The organism is Streptomyces sp. NPDC021012 (genome assembly GCF_044333355.1).
Taxonomy (GTDB): Bacteria; Actinomycetota; Actinomycetes; order Streptomycetales; family Streptomycetaceae; genus Streptomyces.
Genome location: NZ_JBIRQU010000003.1, coordinates 328,887 through 343,270, shown reverse-complemented (window position 1 = coordinate 343,270; position 14,384 = coordinate 328,887). Strand labels below are relative to the sequence as shown.

Annotated in this window: 11 protein-coding genes; 5 read left to right on the top strand and 6 right to left on the bottom strand. The window is 74.1% G+C overall.

Annotation, left to right across the window (positions count from 1 at the left end; translation table 11 throughout):
* Positions 1–12: 12 nt before the first annotated feature.
* The 3 genes from ACH4TP_RS11355 to ACH4TP_RS11345 form a co-directional block, all read right to left on the bottom strand.
* The gene (locus ACH4TP_RS11355) at positions 13–1,347 is read right to left on the bottom strand and encodes a M20/M25/M40 family metallo-hydrolase (protein WP_398191208.1); all 1,335 of its coding nucleotides are present in this window, start codon (positions 1,345–1,347) and stop codon (positions 13–15) included.
* Positions 1,340–2,173, bottom strand: a complete 834-nt coding sequence (locus ACH4TP_RS11350; protein ID WP_398437199.1) for a M55 family metallopeptidase — start codon at positions 2,171–2,173, stop codon at positions 1,340–1,342. The genes ACH4TP_RS11355 and ACH4TP_RS11350 overlap by 8 nt, the downstream gene beginning before the upstream one ends.
* Before the next feature lie 95 nt (positions 2,174–2,268).
* Complete coding sequence (locus tag ACH4TP_RS11345) at positions 2,269–4,041, bottom strand: hypothetical protein (protein ID WP_398437197.1); 1,773 nt, start codon at positions 4,039–4,041, stop codon at positions 2,269–2,271.
* A gap of 165 nt (positions 4,042–4,206) precedes the next feature.
* Here ACH4TP_RS11345 and ACH4TP_RS11340 point away from each other — a divergent pair, with 165 nt between their 5' ends.
* Positions 4,207–5,391: a hypothetical protein gene (locus ACH4TP_RS11340; RefSeq protein WP_398437196.1), complete on the top strand. Its 1,185-nt coding sequence runs from the start codon at positions 4,207–4,209 to the stop codon at positions 5,389–5,391.
* A 6-nt stretch (positions 5,392–5,397) separates the two neighbouring features.
* Here ACH4TP_RS11340 and ACH4TP_RS11335 read toward each other — a convergent pair whose 3' ends face one another.
* Both ACH4TP_RS11335 and ACH4TP_RS11330 read right to left on the bottom strand, forming a co-directional pair.
* Positions 5,398–7,986 carry an MFS transporter gene (locus ACH4TP_RS11335; RefSeq protein WP_398437194.1) on the bottom strand — a complete coding sequence of 863 codons (2,589 nt, stop codon included), beginning with the start codon at positions 7,984–7,986 and terminating at the stop codon, positions 5,398–5,400.
* Positions 7,987–8,185: 199 nt separating this feature from the next.
* The gene (locus ACH4TP_RS11330; protein WP_041132028.1) at positions 8,186–8,629 is read right to left on the bottom strand and encodes an SRPBCC family protein; all 444 of its coding nucleotides are present in this window, start codon (positions 8,627–8,629) and stop codon (positions 8,186–8,188) included.
* Positions 8,630–8,789: 160 nt separating this feature from the next.
* Between ACH4TP_RS11330 and ACH4TP_RS11325 the strand changes: the two genes are divergently transcribed.
* The 4 genes from ACH4TP_RS11325 to ACH4TP_RS11310 all read left to right on the top strand — a co-directional run bounded on the left by ACH4TP_RS11325 (position 8,790) and on the right by ACH4TP_RS11310 (position 13,534).
* Entirely contained in the window at positions 8,790–9,821 is a 1,032-nt protein-coding gene (locus ACH4TP_RS11325; RefSeq protein WP_398437192.1) for an Rv2578c family radical SAM protein, read from the top strand.
* 149 nt (positions 9,822–9,970) lie between these two features.
* The gene (locus ACH4TP_RS11320) at positions 9,971–11,599 is read left to right on the top strand and encodes an alpha/beta hydrolase (RefSeq protein WP_389233182.1); all 1,629 of its coding nucleotides are present in this window, start codon (positions 9,971–9,973) and stop codon (positions 11,597–11,599) included.
* Positions 11,600–11,681: 82 nt separating this feature from the next.
* Positions 11,682–12,116 carry a RidA family protein gene (locus ACH4TP_RS11315; RefSeq protein WP_398437191.1) on the top strand — a complete coding sequence of 145 codons (435 nt, stop codon included), beginning with the start codon at positions 11,682–11,684 and terminating at the stop codon, positions 12,114–12,116.
* 164 nt (positions 12,117–12,280) lie between these two features.
* A complete protein-coding gene (locus tag ACH4TP_RS11310) occupies positions 12,281–13,534 on the top strand; it encodes an MFS transporter (RefSeq protein WP_398437189.1) in 1,254 nt (417 codons plus the stop codon).
* On the opposite strand, the gene ACH4TP_RS11305 is transcribed toward ACH4TP_RS11310, so the two are convergent.
* Positions 13,505–14,107: a HEAT repeat domain-containing protein gene (locus ACH4TP_RS11305; RefSeq protein WP_398437187.1), complete on the bottom strand. Its 603-nt coding sequence runs from the start codon at positions 14,105–14,107 to the stop codon at positions 13,505–13,507. The genes ACH4TP_RS11310 and ACH4TP_RS11305 overlap by 30 nt on opposite strands.
* Positions 14,108–14,384 lie beyond the last annotated feature (277 nt).

The following is a 14,384-nucleotide window of genomic DNA, read 5'->3' as shown; positions in this document are numbered from 1 at the left end:
TGCACGGATGTCCTACGCGGACTTCAGATAGTGGTCGAGCACCCGGACGCCGAAGTGCAGGGCGTCCACGGGGACGCGCTCGTCGACGCCGTGGAACAGCGCTCCGTAGTCGAGGCCGGGGGGCAGTCGGAGCGGCGAGAAGCCGTAGCCGGTGATGCCGAGCCGGGAGAACTGCTTGGCGTCGGTGCCGCCGGACATGGTGAACGGCACGACGTGCCCGTCCGGGTCGAAGCGCTCGACGGCGGCCCGGAGCTTGGCGAAGGTCGGCGAGTCGACGGGGGCCTCCAGGGGCACCTCGCGGTGGTGGAACTCCCACCGCACGTCGGGCCCGGTGAGCAGGTCCATGGTCGCGGCGAACTCCTCCTCGGCGCCCGGCAGCATCCGCCCGTCGACGTACGCCACGGCCTGGCCGGGGATGACGTTGACCTTGTAACCGGCCTCCAGCATCGTCGGGTTGGCGCTGTTGCGGACGGTCGGCTCGACGAGGGCGGCGGCGGGGCCGAGCTTGTCCAGGAGGAGGTCGACGTCGAGGTCGCGGGCGCTCGTGTCGACCTCGATGCCGTAGAGCGCGGCCAGTTCGGTGAGGGCGGCGCGGACGGTCGCGGTGAGGCGGACCGGCCAGGTGTGGTTGCCGATCCGGGCGACGGCCTCGGCGAGGCGGGTGACGGCGTTGGCCGTGTTCACCTTGGAGCCGTGGCCGGCCCGGCCGCGGGCCGTGAGCTTGAGCCAGGCGGTGCCCCGCTCCCCCGCCGCGATCGGGTAGAGGGTGGTGCCGGGCTGCGGGTGGAAGCTGAACGCCCCGGACTCGCTGATGCCCTCCGTACAGCCTTCGAAGAGGGCCGCGTGCCGGTCGGCGAGGAAGCCGGAGCCGTCCTCGGCGCTGGCCTCCTCGTCGGCGGTGTAGGCGAGGACGATGTCCCGGCGCGGGCGGACGCCCTGCCGGGCCCAGGAGCGGACGACGGCCAGGACCATCGCGTCCATGTTCTTCATGTCGACGGCGCCGCGCCCCCACACGACCCCGTCGCGGACCTCGCCGGAGAAGGGGTGCACGGTCCATTCGGCGGGGTCGGCGGGCACCACGTCCAGGTGGCCGTGGACGAGGAGCGCCTCGGCCGTGGGGTCGGTGCCGGGGATCCGCGCCACCACGTTGGCGCGGCCGGGGGTCCGCTCCAGGAGGGTGGGTTCGATCCCGGCGTCCGCCAGCCGCTCGGCGACGTACTCGGCGGCCGGCCGCTCGCGGCAGTCGCCGCCGCCCCGGTTGGTGGTGTCGATGCGGATGAGCTCGGAGGTGAAACCGACCACCTCGTCGAGCGCCGTCGTGTCCGGGCCCCGGACCTCCTCAGCCATACTGCTCCTCCACCGCGGCCGAGACGATGGTCGTGACCGCCTTGAACGTGCGAATTGCCTCGTACATCGTCCCGCTGGTGTACGCGACGCGCCGCTCGCCGCTCCGCGCCACGCCGGGAACCACCGTGGCGGCGGCGCCGAGGTGCTCGGCGTCGAACTCCAGCTCCACGGTGAACGGGCCGCCCCTGACCGGCTCGTGCCGGACGGCGAGCGCGGCTCCGGTCTTCGCCGCGGCCCTGATGTCGGCGGCGGTCCTGGCCGGGGTGCGGCACACCGCCGCGTACCGCGAGACGTGGTCCTTGACGGCGACCTTGGGCGCCTCCGGCGCGTACCCGAGGGCGTCCTCGCAGGTCAGGTCGTCCCCGGTGACGAGGACGACGGGCACGCCGTACTCCGCGACCACGTGCGCGTTGAGCAGGCCCTCGCTCGCCCGCTCGCCGTTGAGCCAGACCCCCGTGATGGAGTTGGCGAGGTAGGTGTGCGCGAGGACCCCTTCGGCGCCGGCTCCCGTGTGGTACCCGACGAAGGCGATGCCGTCGACGTCCCCGTGCTGCACGCCCTCGACCATCGAGAGCGACTTGTGCTTGCCGGTCAGCATCTCGGCCCGCTCGTCCAGCCGCTCCAGGAGCAGGTTCCGCATGGACCAGTGCGCCTCGTTGATGAGGACCTCGTCCGCGCCGCCGTCGAAGAAGCCCAGCACCGCGGCGTTCACGTCGGAGGTGAACATCGCGCGGCACCGCTCCCACTGCGGCGTGCCGGGCAGCACGTCGGCGGGCCAGGTCACACCGGTCGCGCCCTCCATGTCGGCGCTGATGAGGATCTTCATGCCTGGCACCGTACGCGCCGCCCGGCCGCCCTACCACCCCTGTGGATAACCGCCGTTGGAGTGGACCACTGGCACCCACCGGACGGCGGTACGGATCACCCGGCCGGTTCCGGAAACCCCCTGGGGTCCTCCTCCGCGAACCGGCGCAGCGCGTCGGCGGCCCGCCGCTCGGGCGGGGCGCCGTCCTCGGGGAGGTGCCACAGGTACTGGCGCGGCGGGGCGTCCTGCCGTCCGCCGGTGGTCGGGGGCAGGTCGGCGTAGGTGACCACGGCCGTGTCCGGGTCGCCGAACGCGGTGCCCGCCCAGCCCTGCCGCAGGCCCCAGCGGGCGAGGAGGCCGGGCCGCTCGCGCAGTCCCGTGGCGATCAGCCGGGCGGTGTCACGGGCCGGCCAGCTCCAGTCCCGGTCCCGCTCGGCGCGGGCGATCTCCGTGTCGTACGCGGCGGCGTCGAAGCGGTACGCGGCGGGCAGCGCCGGCAGTCCGGGCGGCGTGCCGGGTCGCCGCCACCCGTCCCAGACGACGTGCGGGCCCTCGCGCCGCACGGTGACGTACAGGGCGCCGCAGCAGCCCTCGGTGCAGTACGCCTCGGCGAGCCGCACCTCCCGGGGTTCGGGGCCGGCCCGCAGGGCTCCGTCGTCGAGGAGCCGTTCGGGCGGCTCGCCCGGCCCGCGTCCGAAGGCGGCCGGGACGAGGGGCCGCCCGTCGACGAGGAAGCGGGTCTCGACGCCGTCCGGGTCCCCGGGGTCGGCCACGACGACCTCGATCCGCAGCCGGGGCGCGGCGGAGGGCGTCACCGGTGCGGCTTCGCACAGCCGCCGTACCGTGCGGCGGATCCAGTCGGCGCGGCGGCGCCCTTCCCGGTCGGGAGGGGTGTCGGGCTCCTCCACGGCCGCCAGGAGTGCGCCGCCCACGTGCCGGCGGCGTCCCGGCGGCCAGGGCAGGAGGTGCGCGGCACCGCTGTGCAGTTCGAGGGCGAGCGTGACGAGGAGGGCCTGGTGGTCGAGGAGCGGGGGCAGTTCGTGGGCTCGGGCTCCCACCGTCTCGTAGAGGGCGACGGCTTCGTCGTACTCGAGGATCTCGTTCTCGTAGCCCCGGCCGCTGCACATGCGGTTGAGCAGGCGCACCGCCTGGGCGAGGAGTCCGGGGTGGTCCGGCTCCCGCCGCAGGAGTTCCGGCAGGCCGACGGCCTCCGCGACGCGCCGTGCGTGTGCGGGGCCCAGCTCCCGGGGTGCGGTCGGCAGCTCCGGCAGCAGGTCGCGGACGGCCGCCTCGTCCCCGGTGGCGAGGGCGTCGACGAGTCCGCGCAGGGCGTCCCCCCGGGCCCGGTGGACCAGCCACACCAGGGCGGCGGATGCCGGGTCCAGGGGTTCCAGGGTCGCGGTGGCGTACTGCCCGAGCCCTTCGAGGAGGCCGAGGGTGCGCACGTACGGCACGTCCTCGGGTTCGCCGAGCCGGGAGAGGAGCCCGAGTCCGGCGGCCACGGCCCCGAAGGTCGTCCCGCCCCGGGTGAGGTGCCGCCCGAGTGCGCGGGCCCGGCTGCGGGCGGCGGATTCCCGGGACGGCGGAATCGCCGTGACGGCGGCGAAGACGGCCCGCTCGCGGACGCCTGCACGCGCGAGCGTGCGCTCCACTTCCGCGGCGGCGCGCTCGGGGTCGGGGAGGGCCGGGAACGGCAGCAGGAGGTCGGTGACGACCGCGCGGGCCTCCTGGGGGCCGGGGCCGCCGGCCCGGACGCGCGGCGGCCGCGCGTGCTCGGGCAGGGGCAGGCCCTGGCGGGGCAGGGGCGCGTCGGGGGCGGAGTCGCGCAGGCCCTTGGCGTACGCGTACAGGGAAGGGGCGAGCGTCGAGCGCTCGTGCGAGGCGCTCACCGCGCGGGGTGGAGCTCGATTCCGTGAGTCATGGAGGCATGGTGTCCTCGTGACAGCCCGGCGCGCCACCCGATTGGCGGACATCGAATCGGACGAAACATCGCCAACGGGTGCGTATAGGCTGTCGGCCGCAGTTGTCGTTGTCGACCTTCCGGAGAGCTCTCGGTGACCATCGCCTTCACCCCGTCCGAATCCGCGCCCGTCGAGACCGAGCCCGTCGCCGTTCCCGAGCCCACGGGGCCCGCCATGGCGGAGGAGCCGGAGTTCTGGGAGCCGTCGGCTCCCGGACCCCAGGAGACTCAGGAGCACCAGGAGACTGCGGACGAGGACGACACGGACGACCAGGGCCGGGAGCACGACCCCGTCGTCGTCCGCGACGCCCGGGACTTCGGGGTCTACGCGCGCACGGGCGGCTGGACCTTCGCGCTGAAGGTGGCCCGGAGCGTCCGGCCCGGCGGGCAGCCCGCCGAGGGGACGGCCCGGACGAAGGTCTCCGCGAAGGCCTTCGCGGAGCTCGCGGGGTGCTCGCCCGAGCGGGTCATGCGCTACTACAAGGCCTGGGACATGGCGGCCGACGACGGTCTGGTCCCGCAGTTCGAGGTCCTGGTCCCGGGCGAGGACATCGAGCTGCCGGACGCGGACGTCTGGCTCTCGTACTACACCTCCCGCAACAGCGCGCACTCCGTGCGCGGCCAGGCGATCAGCGCCGCGGCCGAGGCGGAGGGCATCAAGCCGACGAAGGCCCTGGAGGTCGCGGAGAACCCGACGGCGCTGCGGGCCGCGATCCTCGCCGACCCCGGGACGGCGGAGGCCGCGCGCGGGGCGCTGCTCGACCGGATGAAGGAGGACCCGGCCCTCCAGACCGAGATGGCCAGGGCCTTCGCCCGTACCGACGACCTGAAGAAGGCGGTGGCGAACGAGGCGAAGGCGGCCGACCGCATCGGTTACGTGCGGCAGATCGTCGAGAAGGGCGAGATCAGGACCCCCGCCGGGCAGACCGTGGAGGCGCCGCCCGAGCTGCGGGCCGAGGCCGAGCGGCACCTGTCGCTCCTCGACGAGCTGGACGACTCGGAGGAGGCCGGCGAGTGGGCCGGCGAGGCCTACGACACGGTGAAGGGCCTGGTCGCCAAGGCGGTCGAGGAGGATCCGGCGCTGCGCGTCCAGGAGCGGCGGACGAAGTTCTACAACAGCCTGCAGAAGGCGACGAAGGTCTTCGAGGAGCTGACCCTCGACGAGGTGATGGAGGAGGACATCTACGAGGCGGACATGCTCCAGCGCCTCGAAGCCCTCCAGGAGGCGATCGGCACCTGCATCAGCGCGCTGCGCAGGGCGACGACCGCCTCCGAGTGATCCCGTTCAGTCCTGGTGGCCGAGCTGGAGGTCGCGCTCGGTGCGGCCGCCGCCGGCCACCTGGAGGACGGTGGCGACGGGCGGGTACCCGGCGGCGATGACGGTGTACTCGCCGGAGGACAGGTCGACGAAGCGGAAGGTGCCGTCGGCGCCGGTGGTGAGGGTGTCGACGACGTTGCCCGCGGCGTCGAGGAGGGTCACCCGGGCGTCCTCCACGGGGCGCCCTCCCCCGGCGCGCACGGTGCCGCGCAGCACCGCGCCGCCGGCCAGTTCGATGTCCTGGCGGGTCTCGCGGGAGGACTGGACGCTCACGGGGAGCGCGGCGGGCCGGAAGGCGGGGGCGCTGGCGGCGAGCGTGTACTCGCCCGCGACGAGCTCGCCGATGACGTACCCGCCCTCGCGTCCGCTGCGGGTGGAGGCGACGACCTCGCCGCGCACGTCGGTGAGGGTGACGGCCGCGTCGCGCACGGGCGTGCCGTCGGCGGTGACGACGGTGCCCGCGAGCCGTCCGGCGCCGCCGAGGACGACGTCGAGCTCGACGGGCCGGTCGCCGACGGTGACGGAGACGGCCTGCGGCTGGTGTCCGCCGGCCGCCGCGATCAGGACGTACGCGCCGCCGCCGGGGACGCTGAGGGCGTAGCGGCCGTCCTCGCCGCTCGCGCCGCGGCCGATCTGCCGGCCCTGGACGTCGATGAGGGTGAGCGCGGCGCGGGGGACGCGGCTGCCGTCGTGGTGCTGGACGGTGCCGCAGACCGGCACCCCGGAGTGCGCGGGGGCGGCGGCCGGGGCGGGGACGGCGTGGCGGGCGTGCGGCACGGCCTGGGCGGCGGTGTCGAAGGCGATGTCGGTGGCCTCGGTGAGGGGGCTGTGGTGGGACACCAGCGGTTTCTCCTTGAGCAGGAAGGCGAGGACGAGGCCGAGTACGAGGACCGGCACGAGGTAGAGGAAGATCCGCGGCATCGCGTCCGCGTACGCCTGGATGTACGCGTCGCGCAGGACGGGCGGCAGGGTGTGGACGGTCCCCGGGGTGATCGATTCCGCGGGCGGCAGTGACACGGGGCCGCCCTGCGCGAGGACGCCGGCGAGCCGGTCGCCGAGGGCGCGGTCGAGCCGGGAGGCGAAGAGGGTGCCGAAGACGGCGGCGCCGACGCTGCCGCCGATCTGGCGGAAGTAGGTGTGGGCGCTGGTGGCGGTGCCGAGGTCGGCGGGGCGGACGGAGTTCTGCACGGCGAGCACGAGCACCGGCATGACCAGGCCGATGCCGGTGCCGAGGACGGCCTGCCACAGGCTGTACTGGAGGCGGGGGGTGTCGGTGTCCAGGCGGGAGAGCAGCCACATGCCGAGGACGGAGACGGCCCCGCCGAGCACCGGGTAGATCTTGTAGTGGCCGGTGCGGCTGATGAGCTGGCCGGAGACGACGGAGGCGACGACGATGCCGCCCATGAAGGGCAGCATCAGGAGGCCGGACTCGGTGGCGCTGGCGCCCTCGACCATCTGCAGGAAGCTGGGGAGGTAGCTGGCGGCGCCGAAGAGCGCGATGCCGACGACGGCGCCGACGAGGGCGGTGACGGTGAAGACGGAGTCGCGGAACAGCCGCAGCGGGATGAGCGGTTCGGCCGCGAAGCGCTCGACGAGCAGGAAGAGCAGGGCCGTTCCGAGGGCTCCGCCGGCCAGGGCGAGGATGACCCGGGAGCCCCAGGCGTACTCGGTGCCGCCCCAGCTGGTCAGCAGGACCAGGCAGGTGGAGGCGGCGGCGAGGAGCAGTGCGCCGAGGACGTCGAAGCGCGCGCGTGCCGTGGGCCTGGGGAGCTTGAGGACGGCGGCGACGACGGCGAGGGTGACGAGCCCGAAGGGCACGTTGAAGTAGAAGCACCAGCGCCAGGAGACGTGGTCGGTGAAGAAGCCGCCGAGCAGCGGTCCGGCGACGGAGGCGAGGCCGAAGGCGGCGCCGATCAGGCCCATGTAGCGGCCGCGTTCCCGGGCGGGGACGATGTCGGCGATGATCGCCTGAACGCCGATCATGAGGCCGCCGGCGCCGGCGCCCTGGATCGCGCGGAAGGCGATGAGCTGGTCCATCGTGTGGGACCAGCCGGCGAGGCCGGAGCCGATGACGAAGACGACGATCGCGAAGAGGAAGACGCCCTTGCGGCCGAGGAGGTCGCCGAGCTTTCCGTAGACCGGCAGGCCGATGGTGGAGGTCAGCAGATAGGCGGTGATCGCCCAGGACATCCGGTCCAGGCCGTGGAGTTCGCCGACGATCTTCGGCAGGGCGGTGGCGACGATCATCTGCTCGAGCGCGGCGAGGAGCAGCGCGAGCATGAGGCCGCAGAAGACGAGCCGGACGCGGCGGGGGTCGAGGTCGGCGGGTCCCGGCCCGGGCGGCGGCGCGAGGTCGGCGCGCGAGCCGTCCGAGGCGCCCGACCCGTCCGAGGCGTGCGCCCCGCCCAACGCGCCTGACCCGTCCGGAGCGTGTGACCCGCCCGGGGCGGGCGGTCCGTCCGGGGCGAGCGGCTCCGTGCCCTCCCCGGTCTCTTTCGCGATCGTGATCGCACCCACGTGCCTGCTCCCCTCGTCACGGCGTCTGCGCCGCGCCATTCTTCGCATTGCGCGCGAAGGGGGAGCAAGTCGGGCGGTACGGGAGGGCGGTGGCACCTCAGGGGACGAACGTCCCTGCGCCACGGCGCACTTGGGTCGCTCATCAGCGCGTTTACGAGAAGGCCCGCGCCCCCGGTGCGCCGGGGCGCCGGTACGGGGGCCGCGGGCGATCCACTCGAATCGGTGAACGCTCCGGGCGTTACTTCTCGACCTCGTCCGCCAGCTTGGCGAGGACGGCGTCGTAGATGCGGCCGAGTCCCTTGGGCGCGAAGGTCCGCTCGAAGAAGCCGCCGATGCCGCCGGCGCCGTTCCAGACGGTGCTCACGACGGCTCGGGACTTGCCCTCGCCGGCGGGGGTCACGGTCCAGGTGGTGACCATGGAGGAGTTGCGGTCCTTCTCGACGAGCTGCCCGTCGGTGGGCTCGGTGACCTCCAGGAGGCAGTCGCGGACGCGCTTGCTGGTGGCCTGGAGCTTCCAGTGGACGAGGGTGCCCTCGCCGTCGCCGCCCTCGCGCACCTCGTACTCGCTGAAGTGCTCGGGGAGCAGCTTCGCGCGCGTGCCGCTGTAGTCGGCCAGCGCGTCGAACACCGTCTCCGCGTCCGCGGCGATGATCCGTTCCGTGGTGGCCTCGACCTGCGCCATTGACTTCCTCCAGCTTGTGGTTCCTCGGGGGTGTGGGCCAAGCGAACCACGTGGGCTCCGGGTGACGAAATCCGGGTTGCGACGATCAAGGGAACAGGTGTTCTATTCTGGGCGCACGGCCTCCGCGCGCACGGCCGGGGCAGAGCCAGAGGAGGCGTCCATGCGCTGGGACAATCTGGGCGACACTCCCGCCGCCCCCGCCGACATCTCCCTGTTCGGCACGGACGCGGTCACCACCCGCACCTTCGACACCCCCGAGTTCCGCGGCATCACCTTCCACGAGGTCCGGGCCCGCTCGATCCTGAACCGGGTCCCCGGCGCCTCCCGGATGCCGTTCGAGTGGACGGTCAACCCGTACCGGGGCTGCATGCACGCGTGTGTCTACTGTTTCGCCAGGAAGACCCACAGCTATCTCGACCTCGACACCGGCCTCGGCTTCGACTCCCAGATCGTCGTCAAGGTCAACGCCCCGGAGCTGCTCGCCCGGCAGCTCGCCTCCGCCCGCTGGCAGGGCGCGCACATCGCCATGGGCACCAACGTCGACTGCTACCAGCGCGCCGAGGGCCGCTACCGCCTGATGCCGGGCATCCTCACGGCCCTGCGGGACCGGGCCAACCCCTTCTCGATCCTCACCAAGGGCACGCTGATCCTGCGCGACCTGGAGCTCCTCGCCCAGGCCTCCCGGGTCACCGAGGTCGGCATCTCGGTCTCCGTCGGCTTCACCGACCGGGAGCTCTGGCGGACGATCGAGCCCGGCACCCCCTCGCCGCAGCGCCGCCTCGACGTGGTCCGCGCCCTCGGCGCGCACGGCATCGACTGCGGGGTGCTGATGGCCCCCGTGGTGCCCTTCCTCGGCGACCGTCCCGAGCAACTGCGCGCGACGGTCCGCGCGATCGCGGAGGCCGGCGCGAGCTCGGTCACCCCGCTCGTACTGCACCTGCGGCCGGGCGCCCGCGAGTGGTTCACGACCTGGCTGCGCGCGCACCACCCGGGCCTGGTGCGGCGGTACGAGCGGATGTACGCGGACGGGGCCTACGCGCCGACCTGGTACCAGCGGCGGATCACCCGTCAGGTGCACGAACTCGCGGCCGAGTTCGGCATCGGGCCCGCCCACCGGGGAGCGGCGCGCCGGATCCCCGCACCGGAGGCACCGTCCCCGGCGGCCGCCCCGGAACAGCTCACGCTCCTCTGAGCAACCCCCTGAGCGACTTCCGAGCGACCCCCGAGCGACTTCTCCGATCGTCGGACCGGTCACCTGACACGCCGTCGGATCCCCCTCCGTTCGGGTCAACTCTCGGCGAAACAGGTCCCCTCCGCGCCGGTTCGGGACACAAACGCCCTATGACCCCACGCGCAGGAATGCTGATCGCCGCTGGAGCGCTGGTCGCCGGGACGGTCACCGTCCTGCCCGCCGCCCCCGCGGGCGCCGGTGAACCGACCCCCCGACCGCTCTCCCCGCTCGCCTGGACCGACTGCGCCACGCAGGCGTACACCCGGCTCCAGTGCGCCACCCTGAAGGTGCCGCTGAACCACGACGACCCGGCCGGGCGCATGATCACGCTCGCCCTCACCCGGGTCCCGCACACCGCGAAGACCTCCCAGGGCCCGCTGCTCGTCAACCCGGGCGGGCCCGGCGGCAGCGGGCGCGCCATGGCGGGGTACGTGGCGGCCTCGCTGCCCCCGAAGGTGGCCGCCGAGTACGACGTGATCGGCTTCGACCCGCGCGGGGTCGGCAAGAGCGAGCCCGCGCTCGACTGCGAGCCCGGCCACTTCGCGCCCGTGCGGGCCGACTCGGTGCCGAACTCGGCGGCGGCCGAGCGGGCGGCCGTCGCGCGGGCGCAGTCCTTCGCCCGGTCCTGCGGCGACAAGTACGCGGACCTGCTGCCGTACATCGACACCGTGAGCACCGCCCGGGACCTGGACGCGATCCGCCGGGCGGTCGGCGCACAGAAGATCAACTACCTCGGCTACTCGTACGGCACCTACCTGGGCTCCGTGTACGCGCGCCTGTACCCGGAGCGGGTGCGGCGGATGGCCCTCGACTCCGTCGTGAACCCGCACGGCGTCTGGTACGAGGACAACATCGCGCAGGACTACGCCTTCGACACCCGCCACAAGGCCTTCATGGCCTGGGTGGCCCGGCAGAACGCCGTCTACAAGCTGGGCACCGACCCGGCGGCCGTCGAGGCCGCCTGGTACCGGATGCGCAACGCGCTTCGCGCGAGCCCGGCAGGCGGAAAGGTCGGGCCCGGCGAACTGGAGGACACCTTCCTGCCGGGCGGGTACTACAACGGCTACTGGCCCCGCCTCGCGAGCGCCTTCGCCGCGTACGTCAACGACGCGGACCCGGCGCCGCTGAAGGCGGCGTACGAGCGGTACGGGGAGGCCGACGCGGCCGCCGACAACGGCTACTCGGTCTACACGAGCGTGCAGTGCCGGGACGCGGGCTGGCCCCGCGACTGGAACGTGTGGCGCAAGGACAGCTGGGACACGCACGCGAAGGCGCCGTTCTCCACCTGGAACAACGCCTGGTACAACGCGCCCTGCGCGTTCTGGCCGGTGGACTCGCTGACCCCGCCGGACGTCACCAACGACCAGGTGCCGCCGGTGCTCATCCTCCAGGCCACCGACGACGCGGCGACGCCGTACGAGGGCGGGGTCGCCCTGCACCGTCTGATGCGCGGCTCCAGCCTCGTCGTCGAGGAGGGCGGCGGCAACCACGGGGTGACCCTCGGCGGGAACGACTGCCTCGACGAGCACCTCGCCTCCTACCTCGCCACCGGCAAGGTCCCGCGCGGCAAGGACGACGCCGAGGTCGACGCGGTCTGCGCGGCGCTCCCCGACCCCGAGCCGGAGCCCGTGACCCCGGCGGCGCCGTCGACCCCGGAGAAGACCGGCAAGCGGGCCGGCGCCGTCCGCGCGGAACCGGCCGGCATCGCCCTCCACGGCCTCCTGGGCCACGTCCGCTGACCTCCTGACGGCCCCTCACCGTGCCCGCGCCCCGCGAAAGGGGGTGCGGGCACTGTCAGTGGCGTGCGCGAGGATGGGGGACATGACGAGCCACCTCACCCACGTGCCCGCCCCCGACGGCCTCGCACCCAGCCCCCAGTACAGCCACGTCGTGTGGGGCACGGGCCGGTTCGTCGCGATATCCGGGCAGTGCGCCTTCGACGCCTCCGGCGCGGTGGTCGGCGAGGGCGACGCGGCGGCCCAGGCCCACCAGGTCTTCGCGAACCTGGAGCGCTGCCTCGCGGCGGCCGGCGCGGGCTTCCGGGACGTGGTGAAGCTGACGTACTTCGTCACGGACGTGGCCCACCTCCCGGCCGTGCGGGACGCCCGGGACGCCCACTTCGCGGGCGCGCCCCTGCCGGCGAGCTCGGCGGTGCAGGTGTCGGCGCTCGTCCGGCCGGAACTGCTCGTGGAGATCGAGGCGTTCGCGCTGATACCGGAGCGGGCCGGGACGGCACCGGACCAGACGGGGGCGTAGCTCCGTTTGATACGTTGACGCGCATGTTCCTCTTCCGTGCGTAGAAGTCGGCGCTCCGACGGCCGTGCCCAGCCGGCGCGGTCCCCAGCCGACCCCGCACGCTCCGGCGCCCACCGGCCCCGCCGCCCGGCGCCCTCTCCGAGGAACACCCGAGGTACTTCGCCATGTCCGCGACCTCCCCTGCCCTGTCCCCCACCCCCACCTACGCGGCGGTCCTGAGGACCCCGCACGTCCGCCGCGTCTTCGGGGCGGCGCTGCTCGGGCGGCTCACCTACGGGACCGCCCCGCTCTCCCTGCTCCTCTCGGTCAGGGCGAGCACCGGCTCGTACGCGGCGGCCGGCACGGTCATGGCCGTGTGGGGACTGACCACGGTCCTGCTCTCGCCCGCGCGGGCGGCTCTGGTCGACCGTTTCGGACCGCGCCGGGCCCTGACCCCGCTGGCCCTCGCGTACGCGCTGCTGCTCGCCGCGCTCGCGGTGGCGGCGGCCGGGACCGCGCCCCCGGTGCCCGCGCTCGTGGCCCTCGCCGGGGCGGCCGGCGCGGTGGTCCCGCCGCTGGGCGCGGTGACACGGGCCCGGTTGAGCGCGATGATCCCGGACCGGGACCTGCTGCGGCGCGCGTACAGCCTGGACACGGTGGCGGAGGAACTCCTCTTCGTCTCCGGGCCCTTGCTGGTGGGGCTGCTCACGGGGTACGCGCCGGCGGCCGCCGGTCTCGCGGTGAGCGCCGGTCTCGTGCTGGCCGGGACGCTCGGCCTCGTCACGTCCCCGGCGGTGCGGGGCGAGACCGGGAGCGAGGGCGGGCCCGCGGCCGAGGCCTCGACGGCCGGGACCGGGCCCGGGTCCCGTACCCCCGTGCGCACCGGGGTCGTGCGGGCCATAGCCGTCTCCGCCTCGATGGGCGTCTGCCTGGGCGCCTTCGACCTGCTGGTGATCGCCTTCGGCGACGAGCACCGGATGCCCGGAGTCGTGCCGTGGGCGCTGGCGGCCCTGTCGGCGGGCAGCGCGGTCGGCGGCCTGGTGCTCGGCGCCGTGGACCTGCGGATCCCCACCGCCGTGCGCCTCTCGCTGCTCGCGCTCGGGCTCGGCGCGGTCCTGGCGGCGGCGGGGCTCTCGCCGCATCCGTACGTCCTGGTCGGCTGGGTCGCACTCGGCGGTCTCTTCCTGGCCCCCGCGCTCACGAGCGCCTATCTGCTCGCCGACGAGTCCGCCGGGCCGGGCCGCCGGACCCGGGCCGGGGCCTGGGTCAACACCGCCTTCAACGCGGGCGGCACGGCGGCCACGGCCGCCGCGGGGCTCCTCGTCGGCCGGCTGCCCCTGGCCCTCTGCTTCGCGCTCATGGCGCTCCCGGCCGTCGTCACGGCGCTCGTGACGCTGGTCCCGGGGCCGTCAGCCGCCGGAGCCGAGCCGCGCGAGTGACTCCCAGGCCGCGCGGCCGAGCCGCGGGTGCGGCAGCGCGGCCTCCAGGGCCCCCCGGGCCCGGGGGTCGCCGAGGGTGCCGAGGCCCTCGACGCAGGCGAGGCCGACGCGCCAGTGGGGGTCGTCGGGGCGAAGTCGCCGTTCCAGGACGGTGATCAGGGCCGGGACGGATTCCGGGGCGCGGAGCTCGGCGAGGAGCCGGACCGGCAGCAGGGCGTAGGCGACGCGGAGTTCGTTGGTGGCGAGGGCGGCGGCCGCGCGCGCGGTGCGCGGGTCGCCGAGCCGGGCCAGGGCGTGGGCGGCGGTGACGCAGCGCTCCGGGTCGCGGTGGTTGAGGAGGAGGACGAGGGCCTCGAAGGCGCGGGGGTCGCCGGCGACACCGAGGCCGTAGGCGGCGATCTCCCGGGCCCAGAGCGGCTGTCCGGGGGCCATGAGGACGCGGTGCAGTTCCTCGGGATCCTCCGTCGCGGCGAGTTCCCCGAATGCCGCCGGGACTTCTCCGGTGTCATTCTCGATCTCGTCCCGCAATCGATCGATCATCGAGCAGAATTCCGGGTCCTCGGAGATTTCCATGAATCCGACCCTATCCGCGATCCAGATCACACTTTCCCAACTTCCCGGGACTGGCGCGCTCGTTACCGTCCGGTTAGTCTCAGGTGAGCGGGCACCACCCGCACTTCTCACGACGGCCTGGTGACGCAGCCGTTGTGTTCGCTTGTCGGTTCGGCAGTTTCGACGCGGCTCCGGGACAGAGCCCGTCTCACCTTCCCAGGGCGCCGCCCTTTCTCGGGCGTTCCCTCGCGCGCATTTCAGCGGCACCACCCGTGTGCTCCTCCCGCACGCACCCGCG

What these genes read in the sequence shown, in the direction of transcription:
- ACH4TP_RS11355 (WP_398191208.1), bottom strand. Translation starts at nt 1,347, where the DNA reads ATGGCTGAGGAGGTCCGGGGCCCGGACACGACGGCGCTCGACGAGGTG.
- ACH4TP_RS11350 (WP_398437199.1), bottom strand. Translation starts at nt 2,173, where the DNA reads ATGAAGATCCTCATCAGCGCCGACATGGAGGGCGCGACCGGTGTGACC.
- ACH4TP_RS11335 (WP_398437194.1), bottom strand. Translation starts at nt 7,986, where the DNA reads ATGGCGCGGCGCAGACGCCGTGACGAGGGGAGCAGGCACGTGGGTGCG.
- ACH4TP_RS11330 (WP_041132028.1), bottom strand. Translation starts at nt 8,629, where the DNA reads ATGGCGCAGGTCGAGGCCACCACGGAACGGATCATCGCCGCGGACGCG.
- ACH4TP_RS11325 (WP_398437192.1), top strand. Translation starts at nt 8,790, where the DNA reads ATGCGCTGGGACAATCTGGGCGACACTCCCGCCGCCCCCGCCGACATC.
- ACH4TP_RS11320 (WP_389233182.1), top strand. Translation starts at nt 9,971, where the DNA reads ATGACCCCACGCGCAGGAATGCTGATCGCCGCTGGAGCGCTGGTCGCC.
- ACH4TP_RS11315 (WP_398437191.1), top strand. Translation starts at nt 11,682, where the DNA reads ATGACGAGCCACCTCACCCACGTGCCCGCCCCCGACGGCCTCGCACCC.
- ACH4TP_RS11310 (WP_398437189.1), top strand. Translation starts at nt 12,281, where the DNA reads ATGTCCGCGACCTCCCCTGCCCTGTCCCCCACCCCCACCTACGCGGCG.
- ACH4TP_RS11305 (WP_398437187.1), bottom strand. Translation starts at nt 14,107, where the DNA reads ATGGAAATCTCCGAGGACCCGGAATTCTGCTCGATGATCGATCGATTG.